Annotated in this window: 13 protein-coding genes; 9 read left to right on the top strand and 4 right to left on the bottom strand. The window is 67.5% G+C overall.

Translation table 11 applies throughout. From position 1 onward, the window contains the following. Positions 1-7: 7 nt before the first annotated feature. Positions 8-1,654 (bottom strand): M28 family peptidase, encoded by a 1,647-nt coding sequence (locus MC45_RS05515; RefSeq protein ID WP_038660531.1) that lies wholly within the window; start codon positions 1,652-1,654, stop codon positions 8-10. Positions 1,655-1,723: 69 nt separating this feature from the next. After that, entirely contained in the window at positions 1,724-2,209 is a 486-nt protein-coding gene (locus MC45_RS05510) for a hypothetical protein (RefSeq protein ID WP_052075526.1), read from the bottom strand. A gap of 331 nt (positions 2,210-2,540) precedes the next feature. Here MC45_RS05510 and MC45_RS05505 point away from each other — a divergent pair, with 331 nt between their 5' ends. Next, complete coding sequence (locus MC45_RS05505) at positions 2,541-5,462, top strand: TonB-dependent receptor domain-containing protein (protein WP_342667014.1); 2,922 nt, start codon at positions 2,541-2,543, stop codon at positions 5,460-5,462. A gap of 94 nt (positions 5,463-5,556) precedes the next feature. Continuing rightward, entirely contained in the window at positions 5,557-6,810 is a 1,254-nt protein-coding gene (locus MC45_RS05500) for an aspartyl/asparaginyl beta-hydroxylase domain-containing protein (RefSeq protein ID WP_052075525.1), read from the top strand. Here the strand turns inward: MC45_RS05500 and MC45_RS05495 are convergent. Beyond that, a complete protein-coding gene (locus MC45_RS05495) occupies positions 6,807-8,252 on the bottom strand; it encodes a tetratricopeptide repeat-containing sulfotransferase family protein (protein ID WP_038666550.1) in 1,446 nt (481 codons plus the stop codon). The two genes, MC45_RS05500 and MC45_RS05495, sit on opposite strands and share 4 nt — an antisense overlap. A 206-nt stretch (positions 8,253-8,458) precedes the next feature. Between MC45_RS05495 and MC45_RS05490 the strand changes: the two genes are divergently transcribed. From MC45_RS05490 to MC45_RS05465, 6 genes are all read left to right on the top strand, one after another. Continuing rightward, a complete protein-coding gene (locus MC45_RS05490) occupies positions 8,459-10,939 on the top strand; it encodes a glycoside hydrolase family 9 protein (protein WP_038660525.1) in 2,481 nt (826 codons plus the stop codon). A 38-nt stretch (positions 10,940-10,977) separates the two neighbouring features. Further along, positions 10,978-13,074 (top strand): right-handed parallel beta-helix repeat-containing protein, encoded by a 2,097-nt coding sequence (locus MC45_RS05485; RefSeq protein ID WP_038660523.1) that lies wholly within the window; start codon positions 10,978-10,980, stop codon positions 13,072-13,074. 95 nt (positions 13,075-13,169) lie between these two features. Beyond that, positions 13,170-14,285 (top strand): Gfo/Idh/MocA family protein, encoded by a 1,116-nt coding sequence (locus MC45_RS05480; protein ID WP_038660521.1) that lies wholly within the window; start codon positions 13,170-13,172, stop codon positions 14,283-14,285. Positions 14,286-14,523: 238 nt separating this feature from the next. Next, the gene (locus MC45_RS05475; protein WP_038660518.1) at positions 14,524-16,830 is read left to right on the top strand and encodes a GH92 family glycosyl hydrolase; all 2,307 of its coding nucleotides are present in this window, start codon (positions 14,524-14,526) and stop codon (positions 16,828-16,830) included. Between the two features lie 112 nt (positions 16,831-16,942). Then, positions 16,943-17,410, top strand: coding sequence for a sterol desaturase family protein (locus MC45_RS05470; RefSeq protein WP_038660516.1), 468 nt, complete (start codon positions 16,943-16,945; stop codon positions 17,408-17,410). Further along, positions 17,407-18,123, top strand: a complete 717-nt coding sequence (locus tag MC45_RS05465) for a fatty acid desaturase (protein ID WP_038660513.1) — start codon at positions 17,407-17,409, stop codon at positions 18,121-18,123. The genes MC45_RS05470 and MC45_RS05465 overlap by 4 nt, the downstream gene beginning before the upstream one ends. A gap of 11 nt (positions 18,124-18,134) precedes the next feature. On the opposite strand, the gene MC45_RS05460 is transcribed toward MC45_RS05465, so the two are convergent. Further along, positions 18,135-18,881, bottom strand: a complete 747-nt coding sequence (locus tag MC45_RS05460) for a TetR/AcrR family transcriptional regulator (protein ID WP_218916698.1) — start codon at positions 18,879-18,881, stop codon at positions 18,135-18,137. Here MC45_RS05460 and MC45_RS05455 point away from each other — a divergent pair. Then, positions 18,871-19,887 (top strand): MDR family NADP-dependent oxidoreductase, encoded by a 1,017-nt coding sequence (locus tag MC45_RS05455; RefSeq protein ID WP_038660507.1) that lies wholly within the window; start codon positions 18,871-18,873, stop codon positions 19,885-19,887. The genes MC45_RS05460 and MC45_RS05455 overlap by 11 nt on opposite strands. Positions 19,888-19,892: the final 5 nt, after the last annotated feature.

The following is a 19,892-nucleotide window of genomic DNA, read 5'->3' as shown; positions in this document are numbered from 1 at the left end:
GACCGACCTATCGCTCCGCCCCATCGCCCCCGCGCTCCGCGGCACTCGCATCGCGGAGCGCCTTGAACTCCGAACCGGGCCGCCACGCCGGCCAGGCATTGCCGTTGGCGAGATCGAAACCGATGCAGCGGAGTAGATCGACATCCGCCGCCGCGCCGTCGAGCCGCCAGTCCGGCGACCAGGCATCGCAGGTCTGGTGGTAACAGCGCATATAGCCGTCGAGCCAGCGCTGGCCCGCCGCCCGCCCGCCGGTGACGAGGTCGGGCGCGCCGCTGATCGCCATCAGCAGCAACGTCGGCACACCGCGCCGCGCCAGCGAGAAATGATCGGCGCGGTAGAACAGGCCGCGCTCGGGCAGCGCCTCCGGCGTGACCGTCCGCCCCTGCGCCCCGGCCGCCGCGGCGAGTTGGTCCTCGAGCGCGTTCTGGCCGGCCCCGACCAGCAGCACGTCGCGCGCCGGGCCGGCGGTCTGGAGGATGTCGAGCGTCAGATTGGCGACCGTCTTGGCGGCGGGATAGACCGGATGCGCGGCATAGGTTTCCGAGCCGAGCAACCCGCGTTCCTCTCCGGTCCACAATGCGAAGACCTGCGTCCGCGCGGGGCGGGGGGCCTTCGCCGCGGCGCGGGCGATCGCCAGCACGCCGGCGGTGCCGAGCGCGTCGTCGTTCGCGCCCGGTCGCACCCGCCGGCCGGCGGCATCGGGTGCGCCGATGCCATAGGCATCCCAATGCGCGCCATAGATGATCGTCTCGTCGGGACGCGCCCGGCCGGTCAGCTTGGCGATTACGTTGCGGCTCTCCGCGCGCGTCACGGTAACGGGCAGATCGGCGGAAAAGCCCGCGCCCTGCAATGCGACCGGCCGGAAGTCCGCGCGCCGCGCCGCCTTGCGCAAATGCGCGAGGTCGAGGCCGGCGGCGGCGAACAACCGCGTCGCCGCGCCGCCCTCGATCCAGCCCTGTAGCCCGATCCGCGGCGCGGCCGGATCGGCGACGTCGTAATTCTCGCCCCCGGGGGCGGTGACCGTCGCCCAGCCATAGCCCGCGCCGGGCGTGTCATGGATGATCAGCGCGCCGACCGCGCCGCGCCGCGCCGCCTCCTCGAACTTGTAGGTCCAGCGGCCATAATAGGTCATGCGGCGATCGCCGAACCGGCCGACGGCGTCGTCGCCGGCGGTCGCCTCGAAATCGGGATCGTTGATCAGGAAGACCGCGACCTTGCCCTTGAGGTCGACGCCCTTGAAATCGTCCCACTGCCGTTCGGGCGCGGAGACGCCGTAGCCGACGAAGACCAGCGGCGCCCTGGCGATCGTCGCGCGCGTCGCGGGGCGGACGGTGGACAGATAGACGTCGCGGCCCATGATCCAGGCGGTGCCGTTCGCCGACACCGCACCGGCGCCCAATTGCGTGCGGATCAGCGGCACCGGCTGTGTCCAGCTGCCGGCGGGGCCACCCGGTTCGAGCCCGGCCGCCTTGAATTGGTCGATCAGCCAGGCGACGGTCTTGGATTCGCCGGGCGTTCCCGGCGCGCGTCCCTCGAAGCCATCCGATGCGAGGACCTTGACGTCGGCGGAGAGCCGGTCCGCCGGGATCTGCACGGGGGCGGTGGTCGCGGCGAGCAGCGGCAATGCGGCAAGCACAGCAATGGGAGGGGTCATGACGGGCCGATCCTGAATTTGGGTGCGTAAGGGTATGGCAGCCGGCGTCGGGCCGTGCCAGCCTGCCGATCAGCGCAGGCGATGCACGCGCACCGCGCGGCGGCCCGGCGCATTGGCGATATAGCTGCCGAGCGGCCCCGCCTTGATCGTGACGACATCGCCTTCCCGCAGCCGCACCATCGCCTGCTCGGTGGTCTCCCACAGGCCGCCGTCATCCAGCGTGAACCGCATCAGTCCGCCCGGCAGTCCCGTCGACGATCGCAACGTGCCGACCAATTGTTTCAACTGCTCATCGTCCTCGCCATCGCCGAACAATTTGATCGACGGCAAGGAAAAGCCGAACATCGATCGCTTCGCTTTCTGTACGTCCTGCCGATCAAGGACGACGATGTCCTTCTTGCGCTGGGCGTCATCCATCGCCTGTGCAGCGTGATCATAACAGGCGAGGCGCGCATCATTGTCGGCGACCGTCCGACATTGCGTGAAGGTCTGAAGCAGGTCCGGACCGGCAGGTGCAGTGGCAAGCGCACTCGCCAGCAACAGATAGGACAGCATGACGTACCTCTCTCTTTAATGCTTTAGGCAACATTGTTGCAGTCTATTGCCGAAGAACACGTCAACAAAGCTGCCGATGAAATGTGACGGAAATATCACTACGGTTTTGTAATCAGATACTGACGCCGATTTGTCATTGTCTGCATGTCGCCGCGCTGCAACAAAAATAGCACGACCGAGCCAAAGGCCGGTGCGATCGGGTCACCCGGGGGGGTGGTTCGGACACAAAGGGGATCTCATGACGCTAAGCCTTCGTTCTCATCTTCTGAACACGACCCTCATCGTCGGGGTGGTATTGATCGGGTCGCCCGCCCTGGCGCAGACTTCGCCGTTGACACAGGAAACCCAGCAGAAGTCGGACGATCCCAATGCGGCACCGCCTGCCGCGGAAGGCCAGGACATCGTCGTCACGGGCACGCTGATCAGCAACCCGAACCTCGTGTCGTCGACCCCGGTCAACACCGTGTCCGAGAACGAACTGACGTTGCGCAACGTCAACAATGTCGAGCAGATCCTCCGCGAGCTTCCCGGCCTGACGCCGTCGCTCGGCTCCGCGGTCAACAACGGCAGCGCCGGTTATTTTACCGCCAACCTTCGCAATCTCGGTCAGCAGCGTAACCTGGTCCTGATCGATGGCGACCGGATCGTCCCGGCAGCCGAAACGGGTGCGGTCGATCTCAACAATATCCCGACCGCGCTGGTCCAGCGTGTCGACGTGCTGACCGGCGGTGCGTCGACCACCTACGGCGCCGATGCGGTCGCCGGCGTGGTCAACTTCATCACCAAGAAGAATTTCGCGGGGATGGAGGCTTCGGCCAGCCAGCAGATCACCGAGCGCGGTGACTCCAACTATTTCCGTGCCGATCTGACCGTCGGCGCCAATTTCGACGACGGCCGCGGCAATGCGGTGCTAAGCCTGGGCTATCAGGAAGCCGATCCCCTGTATCAGGGTGCACGCGACGTCTCCGTCTACGGCATCGGGTCCGGCAACGGCGTCGCCTCGGGTTCCTCGCGCACCGGCGTGCCGACCACGCTGAGCTTCACCAATGCGCAGGCGGCGCGCGCCGGCCTGTCGACCGGCGTCGTCCAGGTCAATCCCGCCGGCACCGCGCTGGTGCCGTTCTACAGCGGCTTCAACTTCAACCCGTACAACATCTTCGCGACGCCTTTCAAACGCTACAATATCTTCGCCCAGGCGAACTACGAGATTAACGACAATCTCGAAGTCTACACGCGCGGCATGTTTTCGAAGAATACGATCCAGCAGATCATCGCGCCGTCGGGTATCTTCGGCGAGGCACTCACCGTGCCGGGGTACAACCCGTATCTGCCGTCGGGCCTGCGCGATCAGCTCTGCCAGATCAACAACATCGCGCTCGGCGCCGCCTGCAACACCAACGCCGCGTTGACGCTGCCGGCGGTGTATCGCCGGTCGACCGAGCTCGGCCCGCGCACCTCGACCTACACGACGACGATGTTCGACTATAAGGCGGGGCTGCGCCTGCGCTTCTCCGATCACCTCAAGCTCGACGTGTTCGGCGCTTATGGTGAGAGCGATCTCAACCAGACCCAGTCGGGCTATGTCTTGCGCAGCCGCGTCCAGCAGGCGCTGAACGCGAACAATACGACGAGCTGCCTCGTCACCACCAACAACTGCGTGCCGCTCAACCTGTTCGGCGCCCAGGGTTCGATCACCTCCGATCAGGCCGGCTTTCTGAACGGCCAGAGCACGATCCAGATCCACACCGCGCTGTCGCAGGCCAAGGCGGTGTTCAACGGCGACTTCGGCACGACCTCGCCGTTCGCCAGCGAGCCGATCGCCTTCGCGGCCGGCGCCGAATATCGCAAGTACAGCTATCGCCGCGAACCCGACGCCTATGCGCTGTCGCCGGGTGAGCTCGGTGGCGCCGGCGGTGCGGTGCTGCCGTTCGCAGGCAGCTACGACGTGCGCGAAGTATTCGGTGAGGTGATCGCGCCGCTCGTCGCCGACAAGCCGTTCTTCCACTCGCTGACGCTGGAAGCGGGTGTCCGCTATTCCGACTATAAAGTGCAGGCGGCGAACAACCCGAGCTTCAACGCGACCACCTACAAGGCGGGCGGCAGCTTCGAGCCGATCAAGGAAATCAAGTTCCGCGGCGTCTACCAGCGTGCGGTCCGTGCGCCGAACATCAACGAGTTGTTCGCGCCGGTGTCGACGGGGCTCGACAATCTGTCGCCGGGCCTTGACCCCTGTGTCGGTGCCCGTCCGCTCGCCAGCGCCAATCTCGCCGCCGCCTGCGTCGCGCAGGGCGCGCCGGTGTCGGGGATCGGCACCATTCCCGAGCCTTCGGCGGGACAGCCGAACGTCACCGGTGGCGGCAATCCCGCCATCCTGCCCGAAAAGGCCGACACCTACACGCTCGGCGTCGTGGTGCAGCCGCGCGGGGTCGTGCCGGGGCTGAGCATCGCGGTCGACTATTTCAACATCAAGGTGAAGAACGCGATCACCTCGGCCACGCCGGCGGACATCCTGTCGGAATGCTTCGGGACCAACCCCTCGGCGATCACCGCGGCACAGGCCACCTCGGCATCGTGCACCGGGATCCGCCGCAACGCGACCAATGGCGGTCTCAGCGGCTCCAGCGCGACGGTGGCGGGTCTGCCGCAGCCGCTCACCAACCGGGGTCGCCTGCGCACCGACGGTATCGACCTCAACGCCAATTATGCGCGTGATTTCGGCGATGTCGGGCTCAACCTCGGCTTCCAGGGCACATGGACGGCGCATCGCTATTTCCGCGCCTCGCCGACCGCCTACGATCGCGACTGCGTCGGCTATTACAGCACGAGCTGTTCGTCGATCCAGCCGGAGTTCCAGTGGAACCAGCGTACCAGCCTGACCTTCGGTCCGGCGACGCTGTCGCTGCTGTGGCGCCACATCGGCAAGGTCCGCTACGAGGCGCTGGCCCCCGACGCGGTGCAGCGTCAGGTCACGACGCCGCTGTTCAGCGGTGTGGTCACCGGGCCGACGCCGCTTGCCGGCGGCACCTATAACTTCAACCAGATCAAGGCGTACAACTACTTGGATCTGACCGCGCAGATCGAGGTGAACGATCACCTGACCTTCACTGCGGGCGTACGCAACCTGCTCGACAAGAAGCCGCCGCTCGTCGGCTCGGCCGCCGGGTCGACCGCCTACAACAGCGGCAACACCTATCCGTCGACCTATGACGTGCTGGGTCGCCTGTTCACCGTTTCGGGCAAGCTGCGCTTCTAAGCGCCGCCGTTCGTCGAACGAACTCAAGGGGCGGCCTTCGGGCGGCCCCTTTTTGTATCTGGACTTACCATCTTGTTGGATCGAGCCTGACGCGATGACCGACCTACCGCAACGCGCCCATGCGCTCGCCACCCAGGCGATGACCGCCCGCCAGCGCGGCGATGCCGCCGCGGAGCGCCTGCTGCTCGATCAGGCGCTCGGCCTCGCACCGGAGCATCCGCAACTGCTCAACGCGCGGGCCATGCGGGCGATGGCGGATGGTGACCTGCACGACGCGCTGGCCGGCTTCGCCGCGGCCGCTGCCGCCGATCCCGGCGAACCCGTGCTGCACGTCAATCAGGCGACGGTCTATCGCATGATGGGGCAGGACGAGGACGAGCAACGCGCGCTGGAGGCCGCATTGGCGATCGACCGGCGCAACTTCACCGCGCAACTGCGTATCACCGAATTGCATCAACGCTGTGGCCGCGAGGTCGAGGCGGCGCAGGGCTGGTCGGGCATCGTGCAGATGGCGGCGGCGATGCCCGATCGTCCGCCGGCGATCGACGACGCGCTCGCCCGCGGCCGTGCCTTTCTCGCCGATCATACCGCCCGGCTCGGGTGCGAGATCAACGGCGCGCTCGGTGACGGGGTGTCGCGGCGGATGGCGGCATGCGTCGATCACATGCTGGGCCGCCGGGCAATCTACACCAATCAATGCGCGGGCGTGCACTTTCCGTTCCTGCCCGCCGACGAATATTTCGAGCGCTCGCTCTTCCCCTGGTTCGCAGAACTGGAAGCGCGCACGGAGGCGATCCGCGGCGAAGCTCTAGCGCTGCTGCGCGACGGCAGCGATGCGATCCGCCCCTATGTGCGTCAGGCGGCGGGCACGCCGGCCAATCGCTGGTCGGGCCTCGACGGCAACGCCGACTGGAGCGCCTGCTTCCTGTGGGAATATGGCGTGCGCAACGACGCGGTCTGCGCGCGCTGCCCCGAGACCGCCGTAGCGCTCGCCGCGGTGCCGCAAAGTGACATTCCCGGCAAGGCGCCGACCGCCTTCTTCTCGATCCTGCGCCCGCACGCGCATATCCCGGCGCATACCGGCGTCACCAATACGCGGGCGATCGTGCATCTGCCGCTGGTCGTGCCGGAGCGGTGCCGCTTTCGTGTCGGCGGCGAGACGCGCGCGTGGCGCGAGGGCGAGGCGTTCGCCTTCGACGATACGATCGAGCATGAAGCGTGGAACGATAGCGACGCGCCGCGCATCGTGCTGATCTTCGACGTCTGGAACCCGCATCTGACCACGGCGGAGCAGGCGATGCTCCGTCAGGTCTTCCATATCACCGGCCAGGGTGGCGTCGCACCCTAAGCCTCGCTGCCCAGCGCCGCGATCAGCGGTTCGAGGTGCCGTTCGTAATGCCGCCAGCGCCCGGACGAACGCTGATGCAGCTGCTGGCGGACCTGCCAGACGCTGGCGGTCCTTACCGGGCCGGCGGCCTGCTCGGGGTGCAGCACGGCGTCGTCCCACGGCAGGTCGCAGAAGGCGAGGACCTCGGCCATCACCGGCGCAGGATCGGCGACCAGCCGATCGTAGGACACGTCCAATATGTCGTCCGGATACAGGCGGCGCCAATGCGCCATCAGCCGGCGATATTGTCCCACCCAATGCGCGATATGGCGCAGGTCGTGGCCGTAGCTGATACTGTCGTCGAAATAGAGGAAGTAGATCGACAGCGCCATGTCGAGCGGATTGCGCGTCGTGTTGATGATCTTTGCGTTCGGAAACAGACGCTTGATCAGGCCGATGTGCAAGAAATTATCGGGTCGCTTGTCGGTGAGACGATCGACGTCGCCGAATTGTCGGCACACTTCGTCCCGATATTGCGCACGCATCGTCGCGAGCGCCGCGGCGGGCAGATCCCGCAGCGCCTCGGGTGACCCCAGCGCGGCGGCAAAGGCCGGCACGATCTCCAGTTCACCGCCCTTGGTGATGCGCGTATGACGCGAGAGCATCTGTTCGATCAGCGTCGAGCCCGATCGGAACATGCCGCAGATGAAGATCGGCGGTTCTGCATCATCGGTGCCGGCCGAAATGGGGCGGGGCGTCGCCGCGATCGTCGCCTCGATCAACGCTTCCTGTCGCCGCGGATCGTAACGATAACCGGGATGCGCGGCTTGCAGCGCCGCCCGATTCGCCGCGGCAAACGCCGCGAAGGCTTCGTCGTAATGCCCCTGCGCATCGAGCGCCGCGCCAAGCGCGAACCCGGCTTCGGCCGCGTCGGTTGGCGAGAGGTCGGGATGGGCGAGCGCCTGCCGTAGTGCCGGAAGTGCGACGTCGGCGCGTCCTTCGAAGATGTCGATCGTCGCGATCCGGGCATGCGCGCGACCATTGCCGGGATCGAGCGCAAGCACCCGCCCATAAGCCTCGCGCGCCGCAACCGCATCGCCGGCGTCCTCATGAAGATTGCCGAGATTCAGCCACGCCGCGACGAATGTGGGCGCCAAGGCGAGGGCGGCGTGCAATTCGCTCACGGCGTCGCCGATCCGCCCGCAATATTCCGACAGGATCACCGCGCGGTTGAGGTGCACCTCCTCGGGCCGGTCGATTCCCGCGGCAAGCGCCGCGGCATAGGCCGCCAGCGCCTCGTCGAACCGGCGGTCGCAACGGAGCAGATAGCCGAAATTGTACCACGTTTCCGCGTCGGCCTGTCCCGCTTCGACCACGGCGCGAAAAGCGGTGATGCCCTCTTCGATCCGCCCGTCACGCAGCGCCAAGGCTGCCCGGGTCCGCCATTCGGCTAGCGTAATCATCGGGTTCGTCATCGTGGCGACGGTCATCACGCGCGGCGTCGTGAAAGTCCACCGCTGCCGGTCCACGCTAACCGAAACGCACTGGTATTTTTCTCAATCGCCGCATTGCCGGATGGTAGCGCTATCGATAGGTCTGTGAAAACAAAGACATAACGATCTGCCGGCGCAAGACCGGCTCGACATCTGGAGGGATGCTTGTGGCACGAATGATCTGGAATGCCTTGCTCGGTTCGGTGAGCATCGGCGTCATCGCCGGCGCGGTCCATGCGCAATCGCTCACCGTCACGCCGTCGGAGACGCTGGAGACGCAGGGGCTGACGGTCATCGTCGACCAGAACCACTTCAGTCCGATCTTCTTCGACGAGAAGAACGCCGGCATCCAGATGGTGCTGCATGGCGAGCGCATCGCCACCGACGGTGCCGTGCGGCTCGACCGTACGCCCGAGCAATGGGCGCCGGTCCCCGCCTTCGTCGGCCGGACGCGCGGCAGCGAACCCAATCAGTTGGTCGTGCGCTCCGCCTACACGCAGCAGAAACTGTCCTATAGCGTCAAGGTCACCGCCGAACCCGGCGGCTTCCGCATCGCGGTCGATCTCGACCAGCCACTGCCGGCCAGTCTCGCCGGCAAGGCGGGGTTCAATCTCGACTTCCTGCCGACCGCCTATTTCGGCAAGACCTATCTGGTCGATGCCGCGCCGGGGCTGTTCCCGCGCCATCCGACGGGGCCGATGGCCAAGGACGGATCGGGCGATCCGCTACCGCTCGGGAGCGCTACCAAGACGATCACGCTGGCGCCGGAGGATCCGCTGACGCGGGTCAGCATCACCTCCGACACCGGACCGATCGACCTTTATGACGCCCGCGCGCGGGCGCAGAACGGCTGGTTCGTCGTCCGTTCGCTGATCGCCGCCGGCGCGAAGGAGAATGCGATCGTCTGGCACGTCCGGCCGAACGTGGTGAAGAACTGGACGCGCCAGCCGGTCGTCTCGTTCAACCAGGCCGGCTACACGCCGGGGCGGCCCAAGGTCGCGCTGATCGAGCTCGATCCCAATTTCAAGGCGCCGGGCGAGGCGGAACTGGTCCGGCTCACCGCGGACGGTGGCAAGCAATCGGTGTTCCGCGCCAAGGTGCAGTCGCGCGGCCACTGGACGCGCTACGATTATGCCGCCTTCGACTTCTCGTCGGTGCGCGAGCCCGGCCTGTATGCGATCAGCTATGCCGGGCAGACGACCAACCCGTTCCGCATCGCCGCCGACGCCTATCAGCGGATCTGGCAGACCTCGCTCGACACGTTCATCGCCGAACAGATGGATCACGTCGGCATCCGCGAGCAATATCGCGTCTGGTCGGCGCCCTCGCATCTCGACGACGCGCGGCAGGCGCCGCCGAACATCACCCATTTCGACGGCTACAAGATGGGGCCGAACCTCGATTCGCCGTTCAAGGCCGGTCAGCACATTCCCGGCCTCGCGGTCGGCGGCTGGCAGGATGCCGGTGATTACGACATCCAGACGCCGGAAAATGCGGCGGTGACGCGCGACCTCGTCTGGGCGCGCGAACTGTTCGGCCTCGACTGGGACGAGACGAGCATCGACGAGGCGGCCCGCAAGGTCGAGATCCGCAAGCCCGACGGCGTCGAAGACGCGGTGCAGCAGATCCGTCACGGCACGCTGCAATTGCTCGCGCAATACAAGGTGTTCGGCCACGCGATCGTCGGCATCGTCGATCCGGCGCTGCGTCAATATGCGCATCTCGGCGATGCCGGATCGCAGACCGACAATCGCCTCTACGACGCCAGGCTCGGCGCGGAGGAGATCAAGGGCGGTGCGTCGGGGACGCCCGACGATCGCTGGGCGTTCACCACCGATCTGCCTGCCAACAACCTCGCGGTGGCCGGTGCGCTCGCCGCTGCCAGCCGGGCGCTCGCCGCGAGCGACCCGAAGATGGCGGCGGAGGCGCTCGCCGCGGCCAAGGCGTTGTGGAGCAAGCAACAGGGCGGGGTGGTCAAGGCCGGCGACGGGCGCGACGATTCGTCGTCGCCACGTTCGGCCGAGGCCGCGAACGTCGTCGCCACCGTCGAGCTGCTGCTGACCAGCCGCGGCGATCGCGTCTATGCCGACCGGCTGCGCCAGTTGCAGCCGGTGATCCGGCAGAACTTCCCGTGGCTCGCCGGTGCCGCGGTGCGCGCCATTCCGCTGATGGGCGCGGACTATCGCGCCGCCCTCGTGCCGCTGGTGCAGGACATGAAGGCCAAGGCGGACGGCGGCATGACCAACAATCCGTTCGGCGTGCCGATCGCCGACGGCACCTGGGCGGGCTCCAACCAGGTGGTCAGCTTCGGCACGACCATGTACCTGTTGCACAAGGCGTTCCCCGAGATCGTCGGCACCGCCTACACGCTGAATGCGATTGATTACGTGCTCGGGCGGCATCCGGCCAACAACCTGTCGCTGGTCTCGACCGTCGGCACCGCGTCGAAGCTGATCGGCTATGGCCACAATCGCGCCGACTATAGCTTCATCCCCGGCGGGATGGTGCCGGGCGTGCTGATCGTCAAACCCGACTATCCCGAGGCGAAGGTCGACTGGCCGTTCCTGTGGTTCGAGAACGAATATACCGTCAGCACCACCTCCGCCTACATCCTCGCCGCGCGCGCGGCGATGGCGGTCGCCGCCGAGACGCAGTGAGGGCAGGGGCTGGCAACGGGACGCGGCGAGGAGACGAGATGCGGCAGTATCGGGCGCTGACGGTCGCGGCCGTCGTCCTCACGGCCATACCGGCGGGCGCGCAACTGCCCGCCGGGCCGGTGCTGCCGCGGGTCGCGCCGCCGGCCACCCAAACCGGGCCGCACCGGATCGTCATCCCCAACCGGCCCGATCCGGTGCCGATCGTCCTCCACGTGGCGCCCGAGGGGTCGGACGACGGCGACGGGTCGGCCGCGCGGCCGTTCGCCAGCCTGACGCGGGCGCAGGCGGCGGTGCGGCAGCGCAACCGGGACCATGACGTCACCGTGCGGATCGCCGCCGGCACCTATCGGCTGGCGGCGCCGCTGCGCTTTACCGCCGACGACGGCGGGCAGAACGGCTTCACCGTCCGCTGGGAGGGGGCGGCGGGCGCCTATCCGACGCTGTCGGGCGGCGTGCCGGTCGAGGGCTGGCGGCTGGCGGATCGCAAGCGTGGCATCTGGGCGGCGCCGATCCCGCCGGGCAGCGATCCCTTGCAACTCAGCGTCGGCGGCCGGCTCGCGCAACGCGCGGCGATCGAGATCCCGCGGGCGGCGGTGACGTTCGCGCCGTGGGGACTGACGATCACCGACCCGGCGTGGCGGACGCTCGCGCAACTGCCCGACCAGCGCCGCATCGCGGTGGAAGGGATGAGCTGGTTCACTCACCGCCACGCGATGGTCGAGCGGATCGAGGGCGACCGGATCGTGATGCAGCAGCCCGGCTGGCGCAACAATCTGGTCGGCTACGACACGTTCGCGCGTCCGGTCTCCGCGGAGGTGGCGCGCATGTTCCTCGTCAATGCGCTCGCCTTCCTGCGGGAGCCGGGCCAGTTCTACGCCGATCCCGCTGCCGGGCGCCTCTATTACAAACCCCGCGCCGGCGAAGCGATGGACCGGGTCGCGGTGGTGCTGCCGCGGCTCGACCATCTGCTGTCGATCGCCGGCAGCTACGACCGGCCGGTGCGCGACCTTCAGTTCCGCGGGCTGGACTTCCGCGACACGAGCTGGCGGCAGCCCGCCGGGCCGGAGGGCTATGCCAGCCAGCAGAGCGGCTCCTATCTCGCTGGCGAACTGCCCGATTATCCCGCCGATCCCATCCGCGATTGCAGTTGGGGCTGCCGCCCGTTCGAGGCGGTGCGCAACCGCTTCCACCAGCAGCCCGCCGCGGTGCAGGTCGCCGCGGCGAGCCGCATCGTCTTCGACGACGACCGGTTCGCACAGCTCGGGCAGGTCGCGCTCGGCATCGGCAACAACGCCGACGCCAATTCCGCCGGGGTCGGTCTCGGTACCAGCGCGATCGAGGTGACGCGCAGCCGCTTCACCGATCTCGCCGGCGGTGCGATCATGGTCGGCGGCGTCCAGCCCGACGCGCATCATCCCGCCCGGCCCGAGATGGGGCTGCGCGACATCCTGATCCGCAACAACCGGATCAGCGGCGTCTCGCGCGACTATAAGGAGCAATCGGCGATCCTCGTCACCTACGCCTCGGGCACCGTCATCATGAACAACGACGTGTCCGATGCGCCCTATGACGGGATCGACGTCGGCTGGGGCTGGGGGACCAACGATCCGGGCGGCAGCGCCGAATATTGGCGCGCGCAGCGCGGCTATTATGACGCGCCCGGCAACCGCATCTACGATACGCCGACGACGCTGCGCGACACGGTGATCGTCGGCAACCGCGTGTCGCGAGTGAAGCAATGGTTTCCCGACGGCGGCGCGATCTATCATCTCTCCGCTGATCCCGGCGCGCTGATCGCGGGCAATTACGTGTCCGACATCGCCGGTTCGGGCGGCATCGCCATCTATCTGGACGAGGGGTCGCGCTACGTCACGGTGCGCGGCAACGTCGTCGACCGGGTGGGGGGCGTCTGGCTCAACCTCAACACGCAGGATCATATCGCGCCCAAGCGCACCGCGATGGACAATCGCGCGATCGGCAATTGGTACAATTCCGGCCGGCTGCAGGGGAATTGGACCGACTATCTGAACAACGTCGCCGAGCAGAACGTCGCCGTCGCCGGCGATGCCTGGCCGGAGGCGGCGCGCAAGGTGATCGCCGACAGCGGGGTGCAACCGGAGCCGCGACGCCCCTGATCGCGCGGCCGGCAAAGGGATGGTGCGGTGCAACGATCGCGAATGCGCTTCGTTCGTCCCGGCATCCCCCAGTCATCGATCAGAAAGGCCGAAACATGTTCGGACACACCAAGAAGGTGCGCTACGCCGTCGTCGGCGGCGGCCAGATCTCGCAGCAGGCGTTCATGCCGGGCGTCGCGCGCACGAACAATTCGGAACTGGTGGCGCTGGTCACCGGCGATCCGGTAAAGGCCGACAAGCTCGCCAAACTCTACGGCATCAAGGCGTGGACCTACGAGCAATATGCCGAACTGCTCGCCTCGGGCGAGATCGATGCGGTGTACATCGCGACGCCCAATTTCCTCCACATGCAATATGCGGTGCCGGCGCTCGAGGCGGGCATCCACGTCCTGCTCGAAAAGCCGATGGCGTCGAGCGTCGCGGAGGCCGAGCAGATCCTCGCCGCGCAGAAGACCCGCGGCGCGAAGCTGATGATCGCCTATCGCCTGCATCACGAGCCCGGCACGGTCGAGATGATCACCCGCGCACGCAACAACGAATTCGGCGAGCTGCGCAGCTTCGTCTCGGCCTTCGCGCAGAACGTCGCCGAGGCCAATTCGCGCGGCCACAACGGCTATTGGGGCGGGCCGGTGCCGGACATGGGCACCTATCCGCTCAACGCGGTGCGCAACCTGTTCGGGCTGGAGCCGATCGCGGTCCACGCCGTCGGCACCAAGACGCCCGACCGCGGCTTCAACTTCCACGAAACGGTCGCGGTGACGCTGCGCTTCCCCGGCGAACGCGTCGCGCAATTCACGGTAAGCTACGCCACCGCTTCGTCGGAATTCTTCGAACTGGTCGGCACCAAGGCGAGCATCCATGCCTCGCCGAGCTTCATGTTCGGCCCGAAGATCGGCATCCGCTACGTCGAGAAGACCAGCGAGGGCAGCAAGGAGCATAAGTTCGATCCGGTCGAGCAATTCGGCAACGAGACGCAATATTTCTCGGACTGCATCCTCAACGACGCGCATCCCGAGGCGGATGGCGAGGAAGGCCTGCTCGACATGCGCGTGCTGGCCGCGGTCGAGCGCTCGCTCGAAACCGGCGAGACGGTGACGCTGGAGCCGATGACGCGCAGCCGCCACGTCGAGCCCGATCAGGCGCTCAAGCTCAAGCCCGCCAAGGAGCCGGCCGAGGACGACATGATCAGCATCATCCCGCAGTCGGCGTAGGCTGGACGGCCGGCGCCCGTCCATCCACCCGTCATGCCGGACTCGTTCCGGCATCCACCGGCCCGCAGGAGCGGAAGGCGTTGCTCCTGTGGGACCGTGGATCCCGGAACGAGTCCGGGGTGACGGGGTGTTTTGCGATCGGTCAGTGCGAAACCGATCGCGCTCAGCCCCGCCGTGTCGGCGACGTAACTGCATCCGCGGCCTTTCCCCGTCGCGCGACACCTGCTTAAATCGCTGCATGCGCAACGCTTTCCTTCTCGCCCTGCTCCTTCCCGGCCCAGCCTTCGCACAGAGCGCGGTGGCGCCGATCGACGCGGTCGATCCGATGATCGGGACGGCGGGGGAGGGCCATACCTTCCCCGGCGCGACCGCGCCGTTCGGCATGGTCCAGCTGTCCCCCGACACCGATACCGGCTGCGAGATCCGCGCCTGCTACGGCCATGCCGCCGGCTATCGCTACGAGGACCCGACGATCCAGGGGTTCAGCCACACCCATTTCTCCGGCGCCGGCCATTCCGACCTCGGCGACGTGCTGGTCGCGCCACAGGCGGGGACGGCACGGCTCGATCCGGGCGATCCGGCGAAGCCCGGCTCGGGCTATCGCTCGCGCTTCGACCACGCCAGCGAGACGGCGCGGCCCGGCTATTACGCGGTGACGCTCGCCGACGGCGGCATCCGTGCCGAGCTGACCGCCGGCACCCGCACCGGCGTCCACCGCTACACCTTCCCCGCCGGCACGCCCGCGCATCTGGTCATCGACCTGCGCTCGTCGCTCTACAATTATCCCGGCAAGATCCTGTGGTCGGGGCTGCACCTGCGCCCCGACGGCACGCTGACCGGCTTTCGCGAGACGCGCGGCTGGGCGCCGGGCCGCAAGCTCTATTTCGCGATGCGCTTCTCCGCACCGCTGACCGGCCATGGCTTCGTCGATCGCGACGCCGCGGTGACCTACAAGGGCTTTCAGGGGCCGGGCCGGGGCAGCGAGGCGGTCGCCGAGAAACTCGGCAAGGCGCTGGAGGCGCAGCTCGATTTCGGCACGCTGGCCGCCCCGCTGGAGGTGAAGGTGGCGCTGTCCGGCGTCGACGAAGCCGGCGCCGTGGCCAATCTCGAGGCCGAGGCGGGCGGCTTCGACGCGATCCGCGCGCGCACCGCCGCCGCCTGGACGCAGGCGCTCGGCGCGGTCGAGATCGCCGCGCCCGCGCCGATGCGCCGCACCGTCTATACCGCGCTCTACCATGCCCTGCTCGCGCCGAGCGTATGGAGCGATGCCGACGGCCGCTATCGCGGGCCGGACGATCAGGTGCATCGCGCCGACGGCTTCACCTTCCGCTCGACCTTCTCGCTGTGGGATACGTTCCGTGCCGAGCATCCGCTGCTGACGCTGGTCCAGCCGACGCAGACCACGGTCGACGTCGTGCGCTCGCTCGTCGCCAGCCGCCGGTTCAGCCCCGACGGCATCCTGCCGGTGTGGCAATTCGCCGGGCGCGAGACCTGGACGATGATCGGCTATCATGCCGCGCCGGTGATCGCCGACGCCTATCTCAAGGGCATCCGCGGCTTCGACGCCGATGCGGCACTCGATGCGATGGTCGCGAGCGCAGACTATGCCCCCTATGGCGGGCTCGGCGACTATATCGCGCGCGGCTACGTGCCGATCGACAAGGAGCCCGAGGCCGCGTCGAAGACGGTCGAATATGCCTATGACGACTGGACGATCGCACGAATGGCGCGGGCGATGGGGCGCGACGCGATCGCCGCGCGCTTCGAGAAACGCGCCGCCAATTGGCGCAACAGTTTCGACACCAAGACCGGCTGGCTGCGCGCGCGCCTGTCGAGCGGCGCGTTCCGCACGCCCTTCGATCCCACCGCGATCAACTACGGCTCGGATTATACCGAGGGCAATGCCTGGCAATATAGCTGGTTCATGCCGCAGGATCAGGCCGGGCTGTTCCGCCTGCTCGGCGGCGACGCCAAGGCGATCGCCAAGCTCGATGCGATGTTCGACTATGACAATTCGAAGCTCGACTATAGCCACGCCGAGGATATCGCCGGACTGATCGGCCAATATATCCACGGCAACGAACCCAGCCATCACGTCGCCTATCTCTACGACTACGCCGGGGCGCCGTGGCGGACGCAGGAGCGGCTCGCGCAGATCGTCGCGTCGCAATACAAGCCGACGCCGGACGGTCTGGCGGGCAACGACGATCTCGGCCAGATGTCGGCGTGGCTCGTCTTCACCGCGCTCGGCTTCTATCCGGTCGCGCCGGGATCGAACGAATATGTCATCGGCCGGCCGTTCGTCGATCGCGCGACGCTCAACCTGCCCGACGGCAAGCGCTTTATCGTCGTCGCCGACGGCCTGTCGGCGACCAACCGCTATATCGCTGCGGTGACGCTGAACGGCGTGCCGCTGGCGCGCAGCTATCTGCGCGACGCGGAGTTGCGGGCGGGCGGCGAATTGCGCTTCACGATGGCGGCGACCCCGAACAAAGGCTGGGCGACCGGGCGGGCGGCACGGCCCTTCTCGATGACCGCGCGGTGACGGCAGGGCGGCGGCGACCGGCCACTACGGCCTTGTTTGACCGCGGTTATGGCATAGATACTGAAGACGTCGTCCTCCCCGAGTGATGGCTCGGACGCGATAGGAGTAGGCGGTGGCCTGGTACGAGAAGCTGGCCGTGGTTGTCGGCATGGTGCTGTTCATGGAGTGTTTCGCCTGGGCGACGCACAAATATGTCATGCACGGCTGGGGCTGGGGCTGGCACCGGTCGCATCACGAGCCGCACGAGGGCGCGTTCGAGAAGAACGATCTCTATGCGATCACCTTCGCGGTGATCGTCGTCACCTTGTTCGTCGTCGGCCTGCGCTGGGAGCCCTTGTGGTGGGCGGCGTTGGGCATCACCGTCTATGGCGGTATCTACGCCTTCGTCCACGACATGATGGTCCACCAGCGGTTCGGCATGCGCTGGGTGCCGCGGCGCGGCTATTCCAAGCGGCTGTTGCAGGCGCACCGGCTGCACCATGCGGTGAAGGGCAAGGAGGGCGGCGTCAGCTTCGGCTTCCTGTTCGCACCCGATCCGGCGAAGCTGAAGCGCAAGCTCGCCGATCGCGTCGGGCGATGAGCCCCGATCGGGGCAATACGCGCCACAGCCTGCTGCTCGCCGCCGCGATCGGCGCGGCCTGGCTCGCCATCCATATCGGCGGCATCTTCTTCTGGCAGTGGCGTGCCGCCACGGTGCCGGTCGCATTGCTGCTGATCGTGGTGCAGGCGTGGCTGAGCACCGGCCTCTTCATCGTCGCGCACGATTGCATGCACGGATCGTTCGCACCCGGACGCCGGGCGTGGAACGTCGTCGTCGGCACCCTGTGCCTCGGCGCCTATGCCGGCCTGTCCTATCGCGCGCTCTACCCGATGCACCACGCGCATCACGCCGCGCCCGGCACTGAGCACGATCCCGACTTCCACGCCGCCGCGCCGCGCCGCGCGCTGCCGTGGTTCGTCCATTTCTTCCGCGGCTATTACACCCATGGCCAGATCCTGCGGATCACGCTGGCGGCGATCGTCTACATCCTGCTCGGCGCGTCGTTGCTCAACATCGTGCTGTTCTGGGCGGTGCCGGCGCTGCTCGCGCTGGCGCAATTGTTTCTGTTCGGCACCTATCTGCCCCACCGTCACGGCGAGACGCCGTTCGCCGACACGCACAACGCGCGCAGCAATTCGCTGTCGCCGCTCGCCTCGCTGGCGACCTGCTTCCACTTCGGCGCCTATCACCACGAGCATCACCTCAGCCCGCAGACTCCGTGGTGGCAGCTCCCGCACATCAAGCGCGGCTGACCGGCTACGGGCTATCCCGTCGGCAGACCGACGAGCCGGAAACCGTGATCGACGATACGACGGGCGAGCGCGTCGCTGCCGCCATATCGGCCGGCGTCGAGGATCACGCCATGCAGCGCGTTGAACAGGAAGATGGCGGTGAACCGCGGGTCTTCGAGCCGCCATGCTCCCGCAGCGTCGCCGGCGGCGAGCAGTTGCGTGAGACCGTCGATCAACGGATTGTCGGCCAAACCGGCGTTTGTCGGCGGCGGGACATCGCGGAACACCATGTCATGCAGCGTGGCGAACGTCGCATAGCCCTCCGCGCAAGCGGTCAGCCAGGCGGCCAGCCGATCGCCCCAGTCACCCGTGGCGATGCGATCGACCGCGCTGGTGATGATGCCGCCGACGCGCTCGGCGAAGCGCAGGCGTAGCGCCGCGACGACATCCTCCTTGGCAGTGAAATGCAGATAGAAGCTGCCTTTCGCCACCCCCGCCCCGGACGTGATCTGCTCGATCGTCGTCGCGGCGACGCCCTGGTCGAGGAACAGGCGCTCGGCAGCGTTCATCAGATCGTCACGCCGTTGATCGGCAGGCTTGGTGCGGGGTTTGCTCGCCACGTCGGCTCCCATGATGGTGCAGGCGATGATCCCTGCCGCGAAACCGACAGCAAGAGAAGAGCTCAGCATATTGACTGACCGCCAGTCATATCGGTAATTCGGTTCCTCGGGCGCGTGTTTGATCGCGCCGCCAATCGAGGAGCCGCGAATGACCAGCATGCCGAAATGCCGTCAGGTACGCCTTGCGCGCCACCCGGAGGCGATGATCCAGCCGTCCGATCTCGTGATCGCGGAAACGCAATTGCCGCCATCGGGCCCCACGGACGTCGTCGTGCGCAATCGCTGGTTCCGGGTTTCGATTTCGACGCGACTGATGGCCGATCGCGACGCGCAGGCGGTCGAGGGGATACCTTTCCCGGCGCTCAGCCCCGGCGATACGCTGGCGGACGGTGCGATCGGTGAGGTGCTCGCCTGTCCGCCCGACAGCGGTTTTATGGTCGGCGATTTCGTCTCGCATCCGTTCGGCTGGCGGGACCATGCCGTCGTGCCGGTCGGGCAATGCGTGGCGCTGGGACGCGGGCCGATCGAACCCGCGGCCTATCTGGGCCATGGCTGGACGGCCTATGCGGCGCTGACCCGCGGTATCCGGATCCGCCCCGGCGACACAGTCTTCGTGTCGAGCGCCGCCGGCGCGATCGGATCGATGGCCGGTCAGGTCGCGCGGCGGCTCGGCGCGGCGCGGGTGATCGGCAGCACCGGGAGCCGCGACAAGGCGGACTGGATGCGCGCCGACCTCGGCTACGATGCGGCGGTGCTGCGCAACGGCGGCCCGCTCGCCGACCAGCTGGCGGCCGCGGCGCCCGACGGCATCGATGTCTTCGTCGACATGGTGGGCGGCGACCACCTCGTCGCCGCGGTCGGCGCCGCGCGCGAGGGCGCGCGCTTCGTGCTGCTCGGCGCGTTGACCGCGGAGCTGGACCGGCAGGGGGCCAGCGTCGTCGCCCCCGCGGCGCTCGATTCGTTCCAGCTCATCCTCAAGGACATCACGCTGCGCGGCTATAGTGCCGATCGCGACGTCGCGGCCTTCGCCGAATGGATCGCGTGGCAGCGCGACGCCGGGCTCCACTTCGCCCGGACGATGGTGGCGGGCCTGGATGCTGCGCCGCAAGCGCTGCACGATGCCTGCGAAGGGCGGCTGCGCGGCGTCGTCATCGTCGCGCTATAGCAAGG

The sequence above is a fragment of the Sphingomonas taxi genome, assembly GCF_000764535.1.
GTDB classification, from domain to species: Bacteria; Pseudomonadota; Alphaproteobacteria; order Sphingomonadales; family Sphingomonadaceae; genus Sphingomonas; species Sphingomonas taxi.
This window is presented reverse-complemented; position numbering and strand designations above follow the sequence as displayed.